At 40.9% G+C, this 22197-nt stretch carries 17 protein-coding genes; all 17 read left to right on the forward strand.

What is annotated here, in order from left to right:
* Positions 1 to 17 precede the first annotated feature (17 nt).
* The 17 genes from ACR64J_RS03685 (at position 18) to ACR64J_RS03765 (ending at position 22185) form a co-directional block, all read left to right on the forward strand.
* A complete protein-coding gene (locus tag ACR64J_RS03685; protein WP_435950474.1) occupies positions 18 to 1163 on the forward strand; it encodes a glycosyltransferase family 4 protein in 1146 nt (381 codons plus the stop codon).
* Positions 1164 to 1318: 155 nt separating this feature from the next.
* Entirely contained in the window at positions 1319 to 2566 is a 1248-nt protein-coding gene (locus tag ACR64J_RS03690; protein WP_435950475.1) for a sugar transferase, read from the forward strand.
* A 67-nt stretch (positions 2567 to 2633) separates the two neighbouring features.
* Positions 2634 to 4109, forward strand: a complete 1476-nt coding sequence (locus ACR64J_RS03695) for a capsule assembly Wzi family protein (protein WP_435950476.1) — start codon at positions 2634 to 2636, stop codon at positions 4107 to 4109.
* 384 nt (positions 4110 to 4493) lie between these two features.
* Positions 4494 to 6719, forward strand: a complete 2226-nt coding sequence (locus ACR64J_RS03700; protein ID WP_435950477.1) for a polysaccharide biosynthesis tyrosine autokinase — start codon at positions 4494 to 4496, stop codon at positions 6717 to 6719.
* A 52-nt stretch (positions 6720 to 6771) separates the two neighbouring features.
* Complete coding sequence (locus ACR64J_RS03705) at positions 6772 to 8724, forward strand: polysaccharide biosynthesis protein (protein WP_435950479.1); 1953 nt, start codon at positions 6772 to 6774, stop codon at positions 8722 to 8724.
* 114 nt (positions 8725 to 8838) lie between these two features.
* A complete protein-coding gene (locus tag ACR64J_RS03710; protein ID WP_435950480.1) occupies positions 8839 to 10638 on the forward strand; it encodes an ABC transporter ATP-binding protein in 1800 nt (599 codons plus the stop codon).
* A gap of 99 nt (positions 10639 to 10737) precedes the next feature.
* Complete coding sequence (locus tag ACR64J_RS03715; protein ID WP_435950482.1) at positions 10738 to 11553, forward strand: glycosyltransferase family 25 protein; 816 nt, start codon at positions 10738 to 10740, stop codon at positions 11551 to 11553.
* A 77-nt stretch (positions 11554 to 11630) separates the two neighbouring features.
* Positions 11631 to 12599 (forward strand): glycosyltransferase family 2 protein, encoded by a 969-nt coding sequence (locus ACR64J_RS03720; protein ID WP_435950483.1) that lies wholly within the window; start codon positions 11631 to 11633, stop codon positions 12597 to 12599.
* A gap of 130 nt (positions 12600 to 12729) precedes the next feature.
* Positions 12730 to 13938 (forward strand): hypothetical protein, encoded by a 1209-nt coding sequence (locus ACR64J_RS03725; protein WP_435950485.1) that lies wholly within the window; start codon positions 12730 to 12732, stop codon positions 13936 to 13938.
* 74 nt (positions 13939 to 14012) lie between these two features.
* On the forward strand, positions 14013 to 15017 hold the full coding sequence (locus tag ACR64J_RS03730; protein WP_435950486.1) for a polysaccharide pyruvyl transferase family protein: 1005 nt from the start codon (positions 14013 to 14015) through the stop codon (positions 15015 to 15017).
* Positions 15014 to 16015: a glycosyltransferase family 2 protein gene (locus tag ACR64J_RS03735; RefSeq protein ID WP_435950488.1), complete on the forward strand. Its 1002-nt coding sequence runs from the start codon at positions 15014 to 15016 to the stop codon at positions 16013 to 16015. Before ACR64J_RS03730 ends, ACR64J_RS03735 begins: the two co-directional genes overlap by 4 nt.
* Positions 16016 to 16073: 58 nt before the next feature.
* Positions 16074 to 17162 (forward strand): glycosyltransferase, encoded by a 1089-nt coding sequence (locus ACR64J_RS03740; protein ID WP_435950490.1) that lies wholly within the window; start codon positions 16074 to 16076, stop codon positions 17160 to 17162.
* A 26-nt stretch (positions 17163 to 17188) separates the two neighbouring features.
* Positions 17189 to 18229 carry an EpsG family protein gene (locus ACR64J_RS03745; protein WP_435950491.1) on the forward strand — a complete coding sequence of 347 codons (1041 nt, stop codon included), beginning with the start codon at positions 17189 to 17191 and terminating at the stop codon, positions 18227 to 18229.
* Entirely contained in the window at positions 18229 to 19134 is a 906-nt protein-coding gene (locus ACR64J_RS03750; protein ID WP_317199880.1) for a glycosyltransferase family 2 protein, read from the forward strand. Before ACR64J_RS03745 ends, ACR64J_RS03750 begins: the two co-directional genes overlap by 1 nt.
* Positions 19127 to 20269, forward strand: a complete 1143-nt coding sequence (locus ACR64J_RS03755; RefSeq protein ID WP_435950492.1) for a glycosyltransferase family 4 protein — start codon at positions 19127 to 19129, stop codon at positions 20267 to 20269. Before ACR64J_RS03750 ends, ACR64J_RS03755 begins: the two co-directional genes overlap by 8 nt.
* Before the next feature lie 88 nt (positions 20270 to 20357).
* The gene (locus ACR64J_RS03760) at positions 20358 to 20966 is read left to right on the forward strand and encodes a sugar transferase (protein ID WP_435950493.1); all 609 of its coding nucleotides are present in this window, start codon (positions 20358 to 20360) and stop codon (positions 20964 to 20966) included.
* A gap of 19 nt (positions 20967 to 20985) precedes the next feature.
* Positions 20986 to 22185 carry a DegT/DnrJ/EryC1/StrS family aminotransferase gene (locus tag ACR64J_RS03765; RefSeq protein ID WP_435950494.1) on the forward strand — a complete coding sequence of 400 codons (1200 nt, stop codon included), beginning with the start codon at positions 20986 to 20988 and terminating at the stop codon, positions 22183 to 22185.
* Positions 22186 to 22197 lie beyond the last annotated feature (12 nt).

The raw sequence follows: 22197 nt of genomic DNA on the forward strand, positions 1-22197 counted from the left end.
TATACTGTGTGCTACTTATGAAATTTCTGATATGTGCAAACTACCTACCTCACGTTCTAAACTTTCGAGGTAAGCTGCTAGAGGCCATAGTCAAATTAGGTTATGAGGTACATATCATAGCGCCCGATTTAAAGTCACATACCAAAGATTATGATACCTTATCAGATTTAGGATATGTCCTACACCAAGTCCCTATGCAGCGTACAGGGACTAATCCCATATCAGATACCAAAACCCTAGTAGCGATATATCGACTACTACGCAATATACAGCCTGATTATATGTTGTCTTATACCATCAAGCCGATTATCTATGGCACCCTAGCGGCGTGGATGGCAAAGGTGCCTAAGCGTTTTATTCTACTCTCAGGTCTTGGGTATACCTTTCAAGAGGTTGAAGAGTCTGGAAGACGCAGTGGCTTTCAAAAGCTCGTTCATGGTCTATATCGTCAGGCCTTGTCCAAATCGACCAAGGTATTTTTTCAAAACCCTGATGATCTCAATTTATTTAAGACCCTCAATTTACTTGGTGAAAATACACCGGCTGTCATTGTCAATGGCTCAGGGGTAGACGTAGCAGATTTTAGCGTACTGCCGTTTCCTCAAGATGACGCAGGACAGATTAAACCTTCCTTCTTATTGATAGCTAGACTCCTTAAAGACAAAGGAGTCGTCGAGTACGTCGAGGCTGCCAAAATAATTAAGCAGCAATATCCCGCAGCTGAGTTTCATCTGGTAGGCTGGATAGATGAGAACCCAGCAGCCATTGATCAAGCGCAGCTGGACGAGTGGGTAGAGACTGGTATTGTTAATTATTGGGGTAAGCTTGACGATGTACGACCTGCTATCGCTGCCAGCTCTATTTACGTATTACCTTCTTATAGGGAAGGCACGTCGCGCTCGGTCTTAGAAGCCATGGCTATGGGTCGCCCTATTATCACTACTGATGCGCCCGGTTGCCGCGAGACCGTAGTAGAAGGCAGCAACGGTTATCTAGTACCCGTAAAATCAGTTGGTGAGTTGGCTGAAGCTATGGAGAAGCTAATCGTTAACCCTGATCTGATTACTACTATGGGACAGGCCTCTCGTAAACTCACAGAAGACAAGTTTGAGGTTCATAAGGTCAATCAGGTCATGACAAATGAGATGGGACTGAGCCGTTAAGAGCGTATATACTTATGCAAACCCTTGATTCTAATTGACTATTTATAAGCCTTTTATTTTTGTAGTATTTAGCTTATTTAAAATACTTATCAATTGTATGGTCTTTTAAGCTATAATTGCCCGATTTTCCTTACTCTATATTTAAGACTGTCACTATGTTCAATAAGAAGATACTAACGTATTTGCGATTTTTGCCTGTCCAGCTCCTTATTGGCTTAGTCGTCTGTACTTGGATTCCTTATTTGTTTTTTGATTGGCAGTATTCCATATTTGGTATTGCTAAACAGACTACTTTTAGTGTCTTTATCAGTGCTTCGCTCACTGTATCGACCATATTTACCCTAAACCTGATACGCCGTTTTCCAGGTATTAATTCTAGCTTATACATACTACCGGTGTTCTTTTTTTGGTTTATTGTCATCGTAGTGGTATCTGGTCTGACCTATCTACCTTTTTCTATTGCTTATTACTGTATAAGTAGTCTTTGCTTACTTAGCTTTTTATTTATAGTTAATATTATCAATCGTCATAATACGATTCAGACACTAGCCTATATCCCTGTAGGTCGCGCTATAGATATGCCAGAGCAGGTACCAACAGCACAATGGCTAAAACTTGATAGCACTAACCTCGACCAAGAGGTCAATGGTATTGTCACTGATCTGCATAGCTATGACTTGACCGACGAGTGGGAAGAGTTCATCGCTAACAAAACTCTAGAAGGCATTCCGGTATATCATCATCGCAACATACGTGAGTCTTTGACAGGTAGAGTCAAGATCAATCACCTGTACGAGAATGAACTGGGTTCTCTTTTGCCTTCTGGCAATTATATGATGGTCAAATACTGCCTTGATGTGTTGATAATTTTGCTATTATTACCGATGACTCTTATTATTTGTGTATTGACAGCACTAGCTATCAAGCGTGAAGATGGCGGTAAGGTGTTTTATGTACAATCAAGAGTAGGCTATCGCGGCAAGACTATAAAGGTTTATAAATTTCGTAGCATGCGCGAGCAGGCGAAAGAAGTTTTGACAGTTGATAATGATGATAGAATCACCAAAGTAGGCAAGTTCATTCGCAAAACGAGAGTCGATGAGTTGCCTCAGTTTCTTAACGTCATCAAAGGCGAGCTGAGCCTGATTGGTCCTAGAGCAGAGTTTATTGATTTTGCGGTCAAGCTTGAACAGCAAGTACCGTTTTTTAATTATCGTCATATCGTCAAGCCAGGGATATCGGGCTGGGCACAGGTCAATCAAGGTTATGCAACTGGTGCTGAAGAGACTCAATTAAAGATTGAATACGATTTTTATTACATTAAGCATATTTCCTTTACCTTAGATTTGCTGATTTTCTTTAGAACTATTCATACTACCCTTACTGGATTTGGGTCACGCTAACATTAATGAAATCAAGACGTTACAGCAAGACTCTGCGTCCAACACTACAAACCAAGAGTAAACCATTATGACCATACATTTGCTTCGCCGTCGTCTGAATACTTTGGGTATTGTCAGTATAGGGTTAAGCGTAGGCTTGATGAGTACGCTTGCTAACGCCCAAAACCTGCATATGAATGATCTGCGATTAAAAGCAGAAATTGACTGGCTAAACGCGCAGGGCGTCACTCAAATAAGTACCAGTACGTGGCCTCTGACAGCGAATGAGATCAGCCGCGGTATTAGTACAGCCAATGCCCAGAGTCAGGCGCAGCAGCAAGTACTCCAGTCAATACAGACTAGATTGAGTAATAACCGTGAGTCTGTGGTTCAAGCCTTTGGAGAGCTCAGTCTACAAATGGATCGTCAGCAACTGCCGCAAACCTTTGCAGATGACAAGCTCGCTGGGCAACAAGTGATGGTTGGAGTGGCGCTGACTGAAAGAGACTGGGAAGCCAGCCTTCAAGCTACTGTGAAGAATGATGAGCTCATCGATGATGATTCAGATGTCAGCTTTGAGGGCTCATACTTGGCTGGTAACTACGCCAATCAGTGGCTAATCGCGGGTAAGATACCGGCTTGGTGGGGTCCAGGTCATGATGGTAGCCTCATCCGCGGTGATGCTAGTATTCCGGTGACTGGCTTTACCATGCAACGTGATACCCAAACTGCGCCGACGTCTCGATATTTGGACTGGGTAGGACCTTGGCAGTATCAACTGTTCGCAGGTCAGCTCGATGACTATGATGCGGTACCTGATGCCAAACTCTTTGGTGCCCGCCTAACAGCTAGTCCTTGGAAATGGCTTGAGCTAGGTGCTTCTCGTACCTTTATGTGGGGAGGCGAGGGTCGACCTGAGAGCTTAAGCTCCTTTGGTGATGCTATATTAGGCACTAGAGATAATGAAGCTACTGCGGGCAATACAGACGATGATCCTGCTAATCAGCTCGGCGGCTTTGATGCCAGGGTACAGCTATCCTCATTAGTCAACGTCCCAGCTAGCGTCTACGCACAATACGTTGGTGAAGATGAAGCGGGCGGCTTACCTGCCAAAAATATGTATTTAGCTGGCGCAGACTATGCGTCTAGCTACCAAGGTCTGCCTTATCAGGTCTATGCTGAGTATGCAGACACGCGAAGTAGTGGCGAGGTCAAAGGCGTATCGTATGATCATTTTCTCTACACCGATGGCTACTATCAGCAGGGCTATCCACTTGGTCATTCCCTTGGCGGCGATGCTGAGAGCGTTGCCGTAGGCGGTAGATTATGGCTTGATAACCGTAATTTTATCAATGCTAAAGTGCAACATGCCAAAGTAAATCAAGCAGATGAAGCTGACAACCAAGCTTTTCCAACAACTGATAAGCTCACTAGTATTGATGTCGCTTGGGAGCATCAATTGCAACCTTTAACCAAGATTACTACAAGACTATGGGCAGTAGACTCTGATACTCAGTCTAGTGATATCGGCGCTGGTATAGGGATTGAGCTCAAAACTTACTAGATCTACGCTCAAATTAAAGAAGACCTACTAGATATCTAGTAGGTCTTTTTTTTGTCTGAATTTAGCGATAATTATTTAGCTCATCAAATATAATTATAAATATTTCATTAACATAGATAGACGTGTATTAGTGCATAAAGCGTTGATATATTTAATATTAATATGAATTCATTGATAGTATTAGGGGTATTTTTCTATCTTGAGTATATAGGTATGTTGCGTTGTTACTAATACAGGTGTATATTCAGTAATATTATATTCTTTTTTGTGAATTTATATATTCACGCGTACATGGTTTGTTCGAGAAAAAATAGTATTGCAGATAATTGATTGCACAGTATTGATGATATAACAAAAAACATAGTCCAAATGGTGGGTAGGCTTATGAAAATAGACTCGAACAAGAATTTAGGATCTGTAGGTAAGCAAAATAGCAGTGAGCTTGATTTGCTAAGTTTGTTTGACATATTACGGCGCGAGTGGAAAATTATACTGTTCTTTGTATTACTAGGACTAGTATCCGCTATTTTATACAGTCGCTATGTAACGCCTATATATCAGGCAGATGCACTCATACAAGTTGATGACAATTCGCAGGGGGTTTCAGGTCTTGGCGAAAATATATCTGATCTGATTGACACTGAAGAGAGCAAATCTCAAGCAGAAACAGAACTCATAAAGTCACGTATGGTATTAGATCCCGTAGTCAGCTTACTACATCTACAAATTCGTTTAAGCAATCCTACTATTAGTACAGTCGATAAAATCCTATCCGACAATATAAACACCCAATTAAATACAACCAATGATGTCTCGCTTCAAACTAATAATGGAAGCGCTAAAATTGGTCAATTTGAGGTCGCCGAAGAGTATTTGGATCAGCCTTTTACCTTAATGAGATCAGGTAGTGGGTTCACATTGAGTAACGCGGTTGATGAATTCACAGGTCAGCTCAATGTAGCAGAGCAGTTTAAGGGCACAAATGGCGATATCCAGATTACAGTACTTGATCTCCCTAATACTCAACAACCTATAGCAATTACTAAGCAATCTATACAGTTTACGACCAATAGTATAAGTAATAGTTTAAAGGTAGTAGAAAAGGGAGATTTGAGCGGTATTATCCAGCTGTCTATGACAGGAACCAATCAACAACAGGTTAGCTCCATTCTAAGAGAGATCGTCATATCGTATGTCGAGCTCAGTGAAGCACGCAGCACTGAGGAAACTACCAAGACAGTTGGGTTTATGGAAACCCAAATCCCTGTGCTCAAACAAAAGCTTGAAGATTCAGAAGGAGTATTTAATAAATTCCGTGAAAGATATGGCACTATCGATGTCGGCCGAGAAGCTGAGCTATTATTGACAGAGAATGCGCAAATTGATACTCAGCTCAATGAGCTTAAGTTAAATAAAGCCGAGCTGACTACTTACTATACCAATGAGCATCCGCTAGTCATTCAAATCAATGATCAGCTCAGAGTGTTAAATGATAGAAAACAAGTTATTAACAATACGGTTGCAGGCCTACCTGAGATTCAACGAGAGTTTTTAAAGTTATCAGAAGACGTTGCTATCAACCGAGAAATTTATCTCACCATGCTCAAAAATTATGAGCAGCTCAAGATCGTCGAAGCGGGACAAACAGGATATGCCCGTATCGTAGATTTGCCTGTAGATACATATATTCCTATTGCTCCTAACAAGACGCTTATCTTGCTGGCAGGACTCTTATTTGGCGCTTTGCTGGGTATTATGTCCGTACTGCTAAGACACCTCATAAGAAGTGACGTCAAGGATCCTAATGGACTAGAAGATAGAATGGGCGTGCCCGTACTAGCAATGATACCGCGCTCACAACCGCTCAAAAATCTAATCGATAGTAGACATTCAACAGGGCGACTGCTGACTTATATTGATAAGAGCAGCTTAAGCTATGAAGCTATCAAAAGCCTGCGCACTTATTTGATGCTCGGTCAACCTGCAACAACTAAGGCCCGAGCGGTTGGTGCAGATACTACTCGTAGCCGAGTTATCCTTATCACAGGAGAGAGTCCCAACGGTGGTAAATCCTTTATTACAGCCAATCTAGCAGAGGTCTTCTCTCATCTTAACAAAAAGATTCTCGTGATAGATGCAGATATGCGTATGGGTAATTTGCATAGTGTATTTGCTATAGAGCACAACTTTGGTCTAAGTGAGTACTTCAACTTTGAGGCAGACTCGGCATCTAGTATCACCCACGTGACTGCGATAGATAACATCGACTTTATCCCGCGAGGACATAACGCGCATGATCCTTCATCTTGGCTGGCAAGTGATAGGTTTAGTGAATTAATGGCGCAACTGATAGGACATTATGACTACATCATCATAGACTCACCGCCAGTACTGGCCGCCTCAGACGCTGTTATTATTTCGCAATATGCAGATACCGTGCTGATGGTAACTAAATACAATGATCCGCTAGAGGAGCAGTTGGCTTATGCCATCAAGCAGATGGAGAAGGCAAATACCACAGTCGATGGTATTGTCATCAATGATATGCAGCAAAGCAAAAAAGACAAGCGCAGCTATTACTATAACTATGAGTACGGCAGTAACTCATAGCAATGAATTCATAGCATTAAACTTGTAGTACTGATTTGGGCAGGTAAATATTATGATTGAGAAACTAGAATATAGTGATAGTTACCAGATAAAAAGCCATGAGCGCTATCGATTGACGCAGTGGCTGTTGTCTTTACCGCGTAGCATAAAACGCCTCATCTTGATAAGTATTGACTTAGTCATATCAGTCGCCTGCGTATTTTTTGCTTTGTCTTTACGTTACGGGTATATCGCGAACCACATTAGTCCCTTTGAGCTTTTTCTCTACGCTCTACCTGCTGTGATCGGCTTATATGCCATTGGATTTTATAGAAGCGTTACCAGAGTATTTTGTGATGCGGCTATGCATCAGGTGCTAAAGCTATTTATAGCGCTTATTATATTTTATCAGGCGATTAACTATGTTGAATGGATGTTTATTGTTCCGCGTTCAACGCCTTTCTTATTTTTATTCTTATTGTTCATCTGGTTGTGGGGTAGTCGTTTAGGTATACAAACCTTGCTTAATCATACTCAAAACGGACAGCAAAAAACGCGTTCTGATAATTACTCCTGCGAGAACATCATTATATATGGCGCAGGTTCAGCGGGCAAAGAGCTTGGCGATGCCTTAAAACGCTCTTGTAAGTATCACGTAGTCGCCTATATTGATGATGACCCGCATCTGGTAGGCGCTTATCTATTGGGCAAAAAGATATACGCAGCAAATGATTTGATTGCTTTAATCGAGAGACTTGAGGTCGCACAAGTCTTCGTCGCATTGCCATCGGTTAGCCGAGTACGGCGTCGACAAGTTATCGATGAGATATCAGAGACCGCAGTCAAAATAAAACAACTACCTAGCTTGCATGAGATTGCAGATGGTATTGCAACCGTGAGTGATATGCGTCCTGTCGATATTTTGGATGTATTGGATCGTCAGACCGTAGAGCCTGATACGCTGCTACTGGGTAAGAATATCACTGGCAAAAACGTATTGGTCACTGGCGCTGGTGGCTCTATCGGTAGTGAGCTGTGCCGGCAGATCATTCAAAATCAGCCAAAATGTTTGGTGCTCTATGAGTTGTCTGAGTTTGCGCTATATGACATTCATCAGCAGCTCAAAAGTATTCAAAACGAAAATCCTGCTTATCAAAGCATTGAGATTGTCGCTATGCTGGGCAATGCAACCAACGAAGACAAGCTCCTAAAAGTATTCAACAACTACCACATACAGACGGTATACCACGCCGCCGCCTATAAGCATGTACCCATCGTTGAGCACAATCCGTTTGAGGGAGTTATCAACAACGCCAAAGGAACTTACCACTGCGCTTATGCCGCTATGCAAGCTTGTGTCGAGACCTTTGTGCTGATCTCAACGGACAAAGCCGTCAGACCCACCAATATTATGGGCGCCTCTAAACGCTTGGCCGAGCTGGTTTGTCAGGCTCTAAGCCAAAAAGAGAGCGCAACCTGTTTTAGTATGGTGCGCTTTGGCAATGTACTGGGATCATCAGGCTCTGTGATCCCTCTATTCACTAAGCAAATTGAGAAAGGAGGGCCTATTACCGTGACTCATAATGAGGTCACTCGCTATTTTATGACGATCCCAGAAGCCGCGAGTTTGGTGATTCAAGCAGGTGCGATGGCAACGGGCGGTGAGGTCTTTGTATTAGATATGGGCGCGCCTGTCAAGATTATGGATCTTGCCAAACGTATGATCTATCTAACGGGTTGTAAGCTCAAAGACAAAGACAATCCTAATGGCGATATGGAAATCGTGGTGACCGGTCTTAGACCTGGTGAGAAGTTATACGAAGAACTCATCATTGGCGAAGATAATGTCGAGACAACGCATCATCCTCTCATTCGCCAAGCTATGGAGCATAGCTTTGTGTTAGAAGACATCGAAACCATGCTATCTCAGCTTATTTATAGAGCGCAGATCAATGATATAGCATGGCTTAAAGAAGAATGCACCCACTTTGTAGAAGGCTATCAAGAAAGCACAGCTACCGTATAGTCTGTATTACTGACAGATTTTGATACGTAGCGAAGATAGAATCATACAAGTAGCTAACGCAGGGCGAAAATCTAGCATAGGTAATTTTTAGAATAACTTTATAGTGAGATGATTATGTTTAGCATGATAAAGCAGCTGTTTGGACTGCTCTCAGTTCAACAAGTCAGACAGTTTTATATACTACAAGTGCTTGTGGTTATCATGGCTTTTACTGAACTATTAGGCATTGCGTCCATAGCGCCTTTTATGGCCTTGGTCGGTGACATCTCTATACTCGAAACAAACCGTATCTTTGCTGAGTTATATCAGCTATCTGGCTTAACTGATCCTATGGATTTTGTATTTTATACCGGTTTATTTGTACTGATAGCTTTAACTTTATCTACCTTAGTATCTATGTATACCACTTGGAAGCTCGCACTTTATGGAGCCAGCGTAGGGGTTGAGATTGCAGATCGTCTGTATACGCACTATATGCAAGAAGATTGGCAGTTTCATGCCAGCGGTAGCAGTGCACAGCTGACCAAGCAGATATCTACAGAAGCCATGCGTATAACGGGTGGAATAATACAACCGCTGATGCAAATGAATGCCAAAGTAGTTTTGGCGGTCCTTATCTCTATTAGTATCGTCATCTACAATCCTGTGATAGCAATATTAGGTTTGATCCTATTCGCTCTTGCCTACTTCATACTCTATAAGCTCGTGCGCAAAAAGCTAGTGTCCAATGGCACAAAGATATCTGAAGTTTCTACTGAACGTTTTAGATTGATGAATGAAGGCTTTGGCGGTATCAAAGATGTCCTGCTGCTCAATCGTAGCCACGACTTTATCAAGCGTTTTAAGGATAGTGGAGAGATTTTTGCCCGCGCATTAGGAACTAACACGGGTATCAGTCAAGTACCGCGCTATTTTATGGAGCTTATCGCTTTTGGCAGCATGATAGGCCTAGTGCTACTACTGATTAAATTACACGAAGGTAATTTGGGAGCGGTATTACCAATATTAGCCGTTTACGCGTTAGCCGCATTTAAGTTGCTTCCAGCATTGCAGCAAATCTATGCCAGTGTCGCGAGCATCAAAGCCAACATATCAGCATTTGAAGCGGTAAAAGACGATTTAGAAAGCTCGTCTCATAACCGCGAAGTTGAGACAATAAAACCCATAGCTGTACATAATGAGCTAAAAGAAAAAATCACCTTGAGCGACATCAAGTTCAACTATCCTGGTAAAACACAGCCTGCTATAAACGGCATTACTATGACGATACCGGCAAATAGTGTGGTCGGTATTGTAGGATCCTCTGGTTCTGGAAAGTCCACTCTAATCGATCTATTGCTTGGGCTACTAACGCCGCAAAACGGTCATCTGTATATGGATGACACTCGCATCATTCCTGAAAACAAACGTGCTTGGCAGAATACCTTGGGCTTTGTGCCGCAAAGTATTTTTTTGAGTGAAGGCTCTATCGCCGAAAACATTGCCTTTGGCTTACCTGCTGAAGATATCGATCCCAAAAAAGTCAATAAAGCGTTGAAGCTTGCAAGCTTAACTGAACTAGTAGCCCAGCTTCCTGACGGTGTACATACCACAGTAGGCGAGCGCGGCGTACAACTCTCAGGCGGTCAACGTCAACGTATTGGTATTGCTCGTGCACTATATTATGAGGTAGATACTCTGGTATTTGACGAAGCAACCAGTGCTTTAGATGGTATTACCGAAAAAGTAATCATGGACGCTATTCACGACTTAAGCGGTAAAAAGACCATTATTATGATCGCCCATCGTCTAAAAACCGTGCAAAAATGCGACATTATTTATTTGATTGATAAAGGAAAAGTAGTAGATCAAGGCACTTACCAAGAGTTGGTAGAGAATAATTCTCAATTTAAGAAAATGGCTGAACATGCTTAGAACTAATTATACCGATAAAAGTATTATATTATTTAATTTAAAACTAACGGATATTGAGAATAAAACCATAAGCAATAAATAACTACTTTGGACAAAAAGATGTTAAAAATATATATAGTTTCATTAAAAAAGGATATGGAAAAAAGAAGAACTATATCTAACGCCCTAAATAAATATGATATCAAGTTTAGGTTTGTTAATGCTATATATGGGAAAGAGCTATCAGATAGTATATTAGATTTATATAGAGAAAAAAGTACAGCAGCTATTGTTGAAAGAGGGTTTCCAGCGACTGCTGGTGAAATTGGTTGTAGTTTAAGTCATCTTTTAGTTTATCAAGATATGCTGGATAGCAATATCAGATGGACATGCGTTTTAGAAGATGATGTTATTTTGGACAAAAGGTTCAAGGACTTTATTACTACCTTTTCAGGTATTGAGTTAAATCCAAACATACTTTACTTACTTGGTGGTCAGACTGATTTTAACAAGAAGATGATCGTTAAAAGTTTTAAGTATGTTACTACTATAGGGGGTCAAAAATTTTATAAAACCATTAAGAGCAATCCTTTTATCCACGGTAGTTGTTGCTACCTTATCAGCCTAGATTTAGCTAAAAGTATTATTGAATTGTCAAAAAATAATTTTATAGTCGCTGATGATTGGGAGTTCTTAGTGAATTTGAATATTATTGACAAAATATTCTTATCTGATTTTGTTGACCATCCTTCAGATTTTGCTAGTAGCAGCATACAAAAAGAAAGAGAGGTAGCATCAAAAAAAATCTCAGATAGTACGTCTGAGAACAGTGTTTTTGGTTTACGAGTTAAGAGATATATTAAATGGCGTTTATGGTTAACGAAATGGCAGCTTAGGACGATAACTTTAAAGATTTATAGGTACGTTGAAAAATGATAAAAATCATAGGGTATCTAGTTAAAACATATTATTTAAGTTAAATCATCATATCAACCGTTAGTGGAGATATAGTAATGAGTACGCCTTTAATAAGTGTAGTCATACCAGTCTACAACAAAGAAGATTACCTAGAAAAGTGTCTCGACTCAGTGGTCAATCAAACCTACGCAGCGCTAGAGATTATTCTAATAAACGACGGTAGTACAGATAGATCCCCTATGATATGCAAAGAGTATGCTGATATAGATAGTCGAATTAGATTTATAGACAAGGATAATCAAGGGGTGAGTGTAACCAGAAATTTAGGTATTTATTTATCTAATGGTGAATGGTTATACTTTTTAGATAGCGATGATTTTTTGGATGTGGATGCTTTTGAGATTCTAATCAAAGCTGCAAAATCTACCAACGCTGATATTGTTTTTTTTGATTGTCGTCGTTTTAGACCAACTGATGTTGCTTTAGATAGAAAGCCTATAATCTATAAAGAATATACTGATCTTAAGTCATTCCTTGACGAAACTAATCTAAGCCCAGTATCAGCATGGTTGAATTTTTTTAGACGAGAAATTGTTTTAGAAAACAAAGTTGTTTTTAATAAAAATCTAAAGCATAACGAAGACGCTTTATTCGTGTATAGTTTATATTGTCATGCACAAAAAATTGTAGTATTGGATGAGGTGCTACATAATTTTGTTTTAGCGCCAAACTCAGTTAGTAGAAAACCTATAGAAATAAAGGTTCTAGAAGATAACTTGTTGTTTTTATCTGAGTTATGTAGATATGTTCGAAAATATGATTTAGTCGATGATTTTAAAAAAGAAATAAATTCTATATCTAGGTATATCTTTGTTTTGTCTGCTTACTTTGATGGTTTTGATAAGCATAAAGATGATATTCAACGTAGATTTAGAGAATTGTATTCAGTTAATAAAGATATTTTCTACACCAGGTTTTCAAAGATTGCTAATATCAATATAAATATAATAATAAAATTGCTTAAAGCCAAGCATATATTAAAACGTACCAATTATCAGTCCTAATTTACCAAAGACGATTTATATTAAACTGTCTGTAGAACGTAGCACTGGGTACTTGAGAATTCGATGATAATTACTTGGTAACCGTTAAGCGCAAGTGAATTAGAAGGCTATCTCTTTATAGGGGTTTTATATGAAATATTGTTTTGAGCTTTTCCCTCAGCCTACTCAGACCAAAGATAATGGATCTCAGCGTTGCTGTCTGATAAAGCAGAAGTCTGCTAATCAAGAGTGTATCGACAAGGAGTTATGGTTTCTGTATCCAGTTGGTATACCGCTACCAAAAGATGACGACTGCGACGCTTACCTGCTTGCTACTTTACTGCCAGCGATGCAAGTGCAAGCTGATATTGTCGTCCATGGTAGCCTGTCTTTAGAGTTGTTATCTAATATCACCGAACTTAAGCATATTTGGAATAAATGGCTACCCAAGCAGTATCATTTAATTGATATAAAAGCGGATTCAATTCGAGAAAACGAAGCAGTAATTGAAGGTGCTGTTTGCGCTTTTTCAGGTGGCGTTGATGCCCAGTTTACGGCCTATCGTCACGCTAAAGGTTTGGCAGGCTACAGTACACGTAAGCTACTTGCCGGTGTGTTTATACAGGGGTTTGATATACCTCTTAATGATAAGCAAGGGTTCGATAGCGCAGCCAAAATAGCGAGTACTGTCCTCAAAGACTTGAACATCGCCTTGTTGCTGGTTAAGACTAATATTAGAGAGCTATGGGATATCAATTGGGAGGACTATCATGCTGCTGCCATTGCTTCGGTACTGTGTGGACTGAAAAAGTATGCAGGTACTGGTCTCATTGGCAGTGGCGACTCCTATGATGTGCTGCTCAGTCCATGGGGCTCGCATCCAATGACTGATCCATTATTAAGCTCAGGCTCATTTAGAATTATTCATGATGGGGCAGGGTTCAATCGTTTACAAAAGTTGGAGGTACTTACAAAGTGGCAAATAGGGCTTGAGAACCTGCGCGTTTGCTGGGCAGGTGGCAAGCATGATAGCAACTGCGGCCGCTGTGAGAAGTGTGTTAGAACTCGTATGAACCTATTACTAGTAGGCGCTCAAAATCCTAAATGCTTTAGCACCCCTATTGAGCCCTCTGTTTTTAGCGGTATGGTATTGCATAGTGAAGCTATGTATATAGATTGGTCACTCATTCGTAATAAGATAATAGAAACAGGTAAAGGTCAGCAGTGGTTGCCGCACGTTGAGCAAGTGCTTAAACGCAAGCCACTACCTAGATTAGAGAGGCTATTACCTTTTGGCTCAAAGCGTCGAGAATGGGTTAAAAAGCTGCTAAGCAAAAGTAATAGGAGCATCTCAAGATGAGTTTTAATACGGTAAAAAAGCTTATTCCGCTTAGATTAAAACAGCGTGTAGCTGTTCATAGAAACAAAAGAGAAATGTCATTGCCATCTGGTCGCCGCTGTTTTATTTTCTTAGCAGCAGATTATGGCAACATCGGTGACATCGCTATCTCTTGTGCTCAAAGCCACTATCTAAAAAGTGTCCTGCCTGATTATGACGTTATTAGCATACCCATTAGCCAAACCAGATTTTTAATCGATTCTATTAATAAGCAAATAAAAGCTAATGATATCGTCACTATTATTGGTGGCGGCAACATGGGTGGTACTTACCCTGATATCGAAGCCCTACGGCAACTAGTGATTAAAACTTTTAGGACTAACCGCATTATATGTTTTCCACAAACCCTTGATTGGAATAAATCGGCTCAATCAAAACGAGCATTAAAAAAAATTATAAAAGTATATTCCAGTCATCCTGATATTCATCTTTTTGCTAGAGAGTCTATTAGCTTTGCTAAGTTAAATCAGATGTTTAGTAGCAAAGATACCGTTAAGATTAGCCTAGTGCCAGACATTGTGATGAGTGCGACTGCAAAGGTGCTTGGCGCAACTGAGTGCTATGACACATCGGGTATTCTTCGTTGTCTGCGAGATGATAAAGAAGCGGCTTTAACAACTAAGCAATGTAGCATCGTTGATAAGGCGTTAGTAAAAACTGGACATGATATAGAAAAAACAGATACTCACGCTGGTGGCTTACAATTAAGCGCAGCGCATTGTACTCAGCTGTTGACTGATAAGCTCAATCAATTTCGAGCGGCAAATCTGGTTGTCACGGATCGTTTGCATGGCATGATTTTAAGTCTACTCTCTGGTACGCCTTGTCTAGTACTACCAAACTCTAACCATAAAATAAGACAAACGCAGGCTGACTGGCTACAAGGTCATCCCAGAATTATTTTTTTAGAGCTTAATGAGATAGATCAAATCTCAAAGTCTATTGATAGCTTATTGTCCTTGCCTCATGGCTCACTAGATGCGTCCCCGGTCGATCTTAGTAAGTACAATGATTTAAAAAAAGCGTTGGGGTGTCTATGAGTACTGCACCAAACCCTCTAGTCAGTGTGATCGTTCCTGTATATAACGTGGAAAACTACCTTGACGCTTGCCTGAACTCTATCAGGCAGCAAACCTATCAAAACCTAGAAATTATCATAGTCGAAGACGGTTCTACTGATAACTCTAGACAACTGCTCGATCATCATCTCAGTGATAAGCGCATAAAAGTCGTTCAGCATAGCAAAAACAAAGGGCTCTCTGCGGCTCGTAATACTGGCATCGAGTCTGCGACAGGTGAATACATGATGTTCATTGATTCTGATGACATCGTAGATATACGCTTAGTAGCCGCTTGTGTTGATTGCGCCCTTAGGTCACAAGCGGAAGTCGTGACTTATGATTTCATGCCCTTTGATGATGGCGTCGCAGAGATAGCGCTGCTATATCCGCGTGGTCGCCTAGACTGCAACGCCGTTGAACAAGATAACGAATATTATAATCTGCCACATTTTGCATGGCTCAAGTTCATACGCTCTAGTGTGATACGTTCTACGTCATTACGTTTTCCAGAAGGTTTGTATTACGAGGACTGGCCCTTTCATTGGCATCTTGGACTATCTACGACTAAGAGATTTCACTTGCCCGTTAATTTTTACTTATACAGACAGCGCGGCACCTCTATCACAGAATCAAGGGGCAAAGAGCTGCTGGATCTATTCGCTATTCACGCGATAGTAAAAAATTTGTTAGATGAGCACAAAGCGCATAAGGTAAGAAAGGTTTTTGCTCATAAGTGTAGACAGAGTCATTGGAGAGTTTTGACCCGTATTGATTTGATGCATTTGGCGACTGCGCTTGAAGCTGTTAAACAATCAGAGAAGACGATGCAATCTGATGACTATAACAGTGCGACTAATATCAAGCATATGATGCTCTCAACTATAGTGGGTATGCCATATCCTATGAACTTGTATAGTGTAAAAGCGCTGCGTCACGCGTTACGTCGCACACAGAGACTCAGAGTACTACAAAAGTAAGTCTTATAAAGCTTATAGAGGTTGGGTTCGATATTTAGTGATAAAAGGGGTGATGAGTATGCAAAGAGTGCTACATATCGTAAGTAAGATGGATCGTGCTGGTGCTGAGACGATGCTGATGAATTTATATCGGCATATAGATCGTAGTCAGTTTCAGTTTGATTTTACAAACTTTACTCCTGACGCCGGCGATTATGATGATGAGATCCTAGCAATGGGCGGCAGGATTATTCCGATAATAGCGAGCAATCCAGCTTCGCGTATGCGGGTACTGATGCGGTTTTTACGTCAGCACCCTGAGTACCGTATCGTACACTCTCACATGCTATTAAGTAATGCTTTTCATTTATTGGCGGCAAAAGGTGCTGGCGTGCCGCATCTTATCTCTCACTCTCATAATACTAGCAGTGGTAGATCTAAGTTGACAGGAAAGCTATACGAGCGCTGGTCGCTGATAACCAATAGAAAGGTAGCTACTTATAAAATTGCTTGCGGCGAGCTTGCGGCCAAATACTTATTTGGTACGACAAAAGAGGTCTGGTTACTACCCAACGCGGTAGATATAAATAAGATGATGGCTATCGCTGATGGCATGCGAAATTATATAGACGAGACGTTTAATAATAAAGGTCTGAAACTTATTCAAGTGGGCCGCTTAAGCGATGTCAAAAACCATGAGTTCTCATTAAAAATCGCTGAGCTACTAAAAGATCGCAATATATACTTTACCTTATACATCGTGGGACAAGGGGACTTGGAGGATGAGCTAAGACATCAAGTACAACGAAGCGCTCTAACCGAGCAAGTTATATTTTTGGGGGTACGTACTGATATCACTGAACTTATGGCAAGTGCCGACTACATGCTCATGCCATCCTTTCATGAAGGCTTTCCAGTTGTGCTGGTTGAGAGTCAGACAGTAGGGCTAAAAGCTTTAGTATCCACTCAAGTATCGACTGAGGTAGATTTAGGACTGGGTTTGGTTGAATTTTTACCCATTGATGATCCAAGGACTTGGGTAGGTGCGCTGTTAGATAACAAAGAGCTAGAGTGCTCTAAAGATAAAAAAATAAAAATACTCAAGTCAAATGGTTTTGATGTGTCTGAGAATGCAAAAAAACTAGCGCAAGTTTATAAAAGTCTCTGACTAGAGCCCATAAAAAAGAGGGTTATATGATTCCATACTTACTGGTTCTTAGCTTTGTTACTTTTTGGATCGTACTAGAACAAAAAGCGCTTAACCGTAAGTCTTTTTGGGTGCCTCTGATCGCTCTTACTTTGTTTGCAGGTATACGTAGTTTTCGCGTAGGTACAGATTCTTGGAATTATACTCGAGACTTTAGAGAGCAGCTTGACGTCTATAACTTTAAATTTGAAGAACTTGTTGAGCCAGGTTATCAAGTATTAGAGTATGCGTTACTAAGCGTGACTCACAGTTATTTTTGGCTATTTATAAGTACCGCATTTATCGTTGTATTTTGCTACCTAACTATTATTAGAAAATACAGCGTAGATTACTGGTTTTCTGTGTATTTATTCATCACATTAGGTATTTATCCTTTCTTTTTTAACGGATTACGCCAAGGTTTGGCGATGGCCATATTCGCTTTTGCCTTGCCCTTTTTGTTAGATAAGCGATTTATTCCTTATCTATTGATATGTTTGTTAGCCGCATTGTTCCATACGACCGCTCTATTTATGATTCCCTTTTACTTCTTAGTTCACCTCAACATAGCGCCTTTATACAAAATCATCTTAACCTTTGTAGGGTCTTTTACGATCAGCGGCATATTGATTGCTTATATAGCATCGACTAATGCCAGATATGAAGGGTATGTCGAGACCTCTGACAGTGCTGGAGGGTTGTTCATTTTAGGGTTTTATCTAGCGCTATCATTGTTCACTTTATTTATCATACGGCTCTACAAAATAAAGGATGAGTCGTTTATTACGCTGTTCTCTTTTTATGCGATTGGCGTGGCTTTTATGACACCTATTGCCATGCTTGGCGCAAATCCATCAGGGCCACAACGATTATTGAGCTATTTTACGTGGACCCTAGTATTGATACTGCCTGTCCTCTTTAAAAAAATAAATAATATCTATATCACCGGTATCGGCGCAGGGCTTTTTCTTATCTACTTTATCCTAACAACATCTCGATTTAGTAACTTAACGCCATATATTATTAATCCCTTTTTTGAGATTTTCTGATGAATCATTCTACGCCCGTCACTATTTGTATTCCCTTTTATAATGCTGAGTCTACTTTGTTGGAGGCAGTACGTTCTGTATTTGCTCAAACTCACAAAACCTGGGAGCTCATATTGATCGATGACGGCTCCACAGATGGCTCCTTAGCGATAGCTCAATCGATTAGTGATCCTAGAGTAAAGGTGTATTCAGACGGTCAAAATCGCCGTCTGGCGGCGCGTCTCAATGAGTTGGTTGAGATAGCCCAGTATGACTTTATCGCACGTATGGATGCGGACGATATGATGACGCCTGATAGAGTGCAAAAGCTATTAGATATCTTGTTGACGAACGAAAAGTACGATCTTGCATCATGCGGTACTTATTCTATTAGGCAAGATGGCTCTTTTAATGGTTACAGAGGGGCTGATGAACACAACTATACCTTTAACAAGCTATTAAATAAGTCGCAAGGGTTTTTGCATGCAGGTCTAATAGCACGTAAAAGCTGGTATCAGCGCAACCGCTACGATGAGTCGCTACCAGTTGGGCAAGATAGTGAGCTATGGTTACGGGCTGCTAGAGCGGGTGATTTTCGCGCCATTTCCCTCAAAGAACCTTTGTATCTGTATCGAGAGGAGGGAAATGTAACACTCCAAAAAATAATTAGAGCTTATCAAGCAGAAAGAGAGCATCACGCGCCTTTGATCGATAAAAGATCTAAGAGACTTAAATATATTGCTAAATCGGTGCTAAAAACAGGAGTTGTGCAGGTTATGGCATCAACAGGAACCTTGGACTATCTTCTCAAACGTAGAAACAAAAAAAGCAAACAAACAAAAGTGCCAGACCCAATGCTGGAGATATTTAATCAGGCATTGGATAGTATTTATTCAACGAAAATACCAGGTATTGACCATGTCTAAGCGTAAAATACTCTTTGTTGCATCAGTTGCAGAGCATTTTCATGCCTTTCATAGACCTTATCTAAAGTGGTTTTATGATAATGGGTTTGAGGTTCATGTGGCTTGTCGTGGCGAATTTATAGATAGTAACGTGTCAAAGGTATGGCACATTGGTTTTGAGCGATCTCCCTTATCATTGTCACATATCAAAAGCTTGATTCAACTAAAAGCTATTGTCGATGATAACGACTATGCCTTGATATCTTGTCATACCCCCATGGCCAGTGCGCTCTCAAGACTGTCCGCTATCGTCGCTAGAAAAAAGGGCACACAGCTTTTGTATACCGCACATGGCTTTCATTTTTTTAAGGGAGCCAGTACTTGGTCTTGGCTGACCTACTATCCTGTTGAAGTGGCTTTATCTTATATTACGGATGCCATTATCTGTATTAATACAGAGGATTTTGATCTGATCAGTAAAAGGGGATCACCAGATACCGAATACTTTGTGTTACCTGGTATCGGCGTAAATTCTGAGCGATTTAAGCCGCTATTGTCTGAGCAAAAGAGGTCTTTGAGAGATAAGTTAACTATCGACAAAGACAATTTTGTCATCATATATGCCGCTGAATTTATCGAGAGAAAAAACCATCGACTGCTCATAGATGCGATTAAACGTCTAAGCACGCAAATGGATAGCTTTACGGTATTACTCGCAGGCAAAGGCGCATTGCTAAGTGAGATTGAGTGGTATGCCAAAAGCCATGGGGTTTACGATCATATACGCTTTGCCGGGTTTGTTACTGATATCGAAAAGTACTATCAAGTCTCTGATGTTGTCGTATCTACGAGTAAACAAGAAGGTCTAGGCATTAATCTTGTTGAAGCTATGATGTGTGGATTGCCGCCTATTGCGACTATCGATAGGGGACATGGTACGATTATCGAGCATGGCGTAAATGGTGTCTTGTTTGCACAGGATGATTCACAAGCGTTAGCTGATGCTATATTTGAGATATATAGCGATGATGAGCTACGTTCTAAAATAGCAACCTCTGCGATAAAGAGGGCGGCAGTATTTGATATTGCTAACGCACTAGATGCCATGACAAAGATTTATGCAAAGTTTCTAGACACAGAAACGCAATCAAGCTAGAAAAGCGGTTTGCTAGTAGTTGGTTGTCAATCATGTGGAGTCTAACTCTACGAGCCTTTGAGCTAAAATAAAATTGAGGTAAATGCAGATGTTAAAACGACTTTTTGATATCACCGCTAGTAGTGCAGCCTTAGTTGTTTTATCACCGGTATATATAATTACCGCGTATAAAGTCAGGCAGCAATTGGGTTCGCCAGTACTCTTTCGCCAAACGCGGCCCGGTCTATATGGTAAGCCCTTTAAGATGATTAAGTTTCGTACTATGAAAGAGGCGATAGATGCTAAAGGCAATCTATTGCCAGATGAGGCGCGCCTAACGTCATTTGGTCACATGCTGCGTAATATGAGTCTAGATGAATTGCCAGAGCTATGGAATGTGATTAAAGGCGATATGAGTCTAGTAGGGCCACGTCCGCTGTTGATGGAGTATATGCCCCTATACAATGATGAGCAATTGCGCCGTCATCACGTGCGTCCTGGCATCACGGGATATGCGCAAATTAATGGACGTAATGCTATCAGTTGGGACGAAAAATTTGCACTTGATATATGGTACGTTGACAATCAGTCCTTTTGGTTAGATATAGAAATCTTATTCAAAACTGTCAAAAAAGTTATCGTAAAGGACGGTATCAATGCTGATGGCGAAGCAACGATGAGCAAGTTCACAGGTAATAAGATGATACTAATCGATTAAATATATTGTAGAGGTGCATATGCTAAATACTAAGTTTTCACCATGGCCGAGTTTCACGGAAGAAGAAGCCAATGCCGTTAGCCAAGTGCTTTTATCTAACAAAGTAAACTACTGGACTGGGAATGAATGTCGTCATTTTGAGCGAGAGTTCGCTGACTGGACAGGTAGCAATTATGCAATAGCATTGGGCAATGGTACTTTAGCTCTAGATTTGGCACTACAAGCTTTAGGTATTGGCATAGGTGACGAGGTCATCGTTACGCCGCGCACCTTTATCGCTAGTATCTCATCTGTAGTCAATGCTGGCGCAACGCCTATCTTTGCTGATGTCGACGAAGCATCTGGCAATATAACGCCTAAGAGCATCGCCGCAGTTATCACTGATAAAACTAAGGGCATCGTCTGCGTGCATCTAGCAGGCTGGCCCTGTGATATGGATGGCATCATGGCACTGGCCGAGCAGCATAACCTATATGTCATAGAAGACTGTGCACAAGCTCACGGCGCACGCTACAAGAATCGTAGCGTTGGGAGTATCGGTCATATAGGGGCATGGAGCTTTTGTCAGGACAAGATTATGACCACAGGCGGTGAGGGCGGTATGGTCACTACCAACGATGAGCAGCTATGGCGTAAGATGTGGGCTTACAAAGATCATGGTAAGAGCTTTGCTGCTGTTTATGAGACTGAGCATGCGCCAGGCTATCGCTGGCTACACGAGAGCTTCGGTACCAATTGGCGTATGACTGAGATGCAAGGGGTGATCGGTCGCATTCAGCTTGAGTGTATGAATGATTGGACAGCTGCCCGTACTAAGAACGCGCAAGCTATACTAGCCGCTTGTGATAAATGGGCGGATAAAGGCTATTTATCTGTACCTAGGTTGGAGCAGACACTAGGTTTTGAGCAGTCCCAGAATGCGTATTACAAATTATACGTCTATGTACAACCGAGTATACCTTTGGGCTGGTCAAGAGATCGCATTATCACGGAAATAAATGAGAGGGGCGTCCCTTGCTTTTCTGGTTCAGCGTCCGAAGTTTATCTAGAAAAAGCCTTTGATAACAACAATTTGCGTCCTGAAATTAGATTGCCTGTTGCAAAAGCGCTTGGGGAGACTAGCTTGATGTTTTTGGTACATCCAACCTTGACCTCACAAGAGATTGAAAAGACCATTCTTGCTATCGATGATGTATTTACCAAAATAGACAGAGCTTAGCTAAGCTGTAAG

Source organism: Psychrobacter sp. DM8, assembly GCF_051307025.1.
GTDB lineage: Bacteria > Pseudomonadota > Gammaproteobacteria > Pseudomonadales > Moraxellaceae > Psychrobacter.

What these genes read in the sequence shown, in the direction of transcription:
- ACR64J_RS03715 (WP_435950482.1), top strand. Translation starts at nt 10,738, where the DNA reads ATGTTAAAAATATATATAGTTTCATTAAAAAAGGATATGGAAAAAAGA.
- ACR64J_RS03735 (WP_435950488.1), top strand. Translation starts at nt 15,014, where the DNA reads ATGAGTACTGCACCAAACCCTCTAGTCAGTGTGATCGTTCCTGTATAT.
- ACR64J_RS03720 (WP_435950483.1), top strand. Translation starts at nt 11,631, where the DNA reads ATGAGTACGCCTTTAATAAGTGTAGTCATACCAGTCTACAACAAAGAA.
- ACR64J_RS03725 (WP_435950485.1), top strand. Translation starts at nt 12,730, where the DNA reads ATGAAATATTGTTTTGAGCTTTTCCCTCAGCCTACTCAGACCAAAGAT.
- ACR64J_RS03755 (WP_435950492.1), top strand. Translation starts at nt 19,127, where the DNA reads ATGTCTAAGCGTAAAATACTCTTTGTTGCATCAGTTGCAGAGCATTTT.
- ACR64J_RS03710 (WP_435950480.1), top strand. Translation starts at nt 8,839, where the DNA reads ATGTTTAGCATGATAAAGCAGCTGTTTGGACTGCTCTCAGTTCAACAA.
- ACR64J_RS03765 (WP_435950494.1), top strand. Translation starts at nt 20,986, where the DNA reads ATGCTAAATACTAAGTTTTCACCATGGCCGAGTTTCACGGAAGAAGAA.
- ACR64J_RS03740 (WP_435950490.1), top strand. Translation starts at nt 16,074, where the DNA reads ATGCAAAGAGTGCTACATATCGTAAGTAAGATGGATCGTGCTGGTGCT.
- ACR64J_RS03700 (WP_435950477.1), top strand. Translation starts at nt 4,494, where the DNA reads ATGAAAATAGACTCGAACAAGAATTTAGGATCTGTAGGTAAGCAAAAT.
- ACR64J_RS03760 (WP_435950493.1), top strand. Translation starts at nt 20,358, where the DNA reads ATGTTAAAACGACTTTTTGATATCACCGCTAGTAGTGCAGCCTTAGTT.
- ACR64J_RS03695 (WP_435950476.1), top strand. Translation starts at nt 2,634, where the DNA reads ATGACCATACATTTGCTTCGCCGTCGTCTGAATACTTTGGGTATTGTC.
- ACR64J_RS03705 (WP_435950479.1), top strand. Translation starts at nt 6,772, where the DNA reads ATGATTGAGAAACTAGAATATAGTGATAGTTACCAGATAAAAAGCCAT.
- ACR64J_RS03745 (WP_435950491.1), top strand. Translation starts at nt 17,189, where the DNA reads ATGATTCCATACTTACTGGTTCTTAGCTTTGTTACTTTTTGGATCGTA.
- ACR64J_RS03750 (WP_317199880.1), top strand. Translation starts at nt 18,229, where the DNA reads ATGAATCATTCTACGCCCGTCACTATTTGTATTCCCTTTTATAATGCT.
- ACR64J_RS03685 (WP_435950474.1), top strand. Translation starts at nt 18, where the DNA reads ATGAAATTTCTGATATGTGCAAACTACCTACCTCACGTTCTAAACTTT.
- ACR64J_RS03690 (WP_435950475.1), top strand. Translation starts at nt 1,319, where the DNA reads ATGTTCAATAAGAAGATACTAACGTATTTGCGATTTTTGCCTGTCCAG.
- ACR64J_RS03730 (WP_435950486.1), top strand. Translation starts at nt 14,013, where the DNA reads ATGTCATTGCCATCTGGTCGCCGCTGTTTTATTTTCTTAGCAGCAGAT.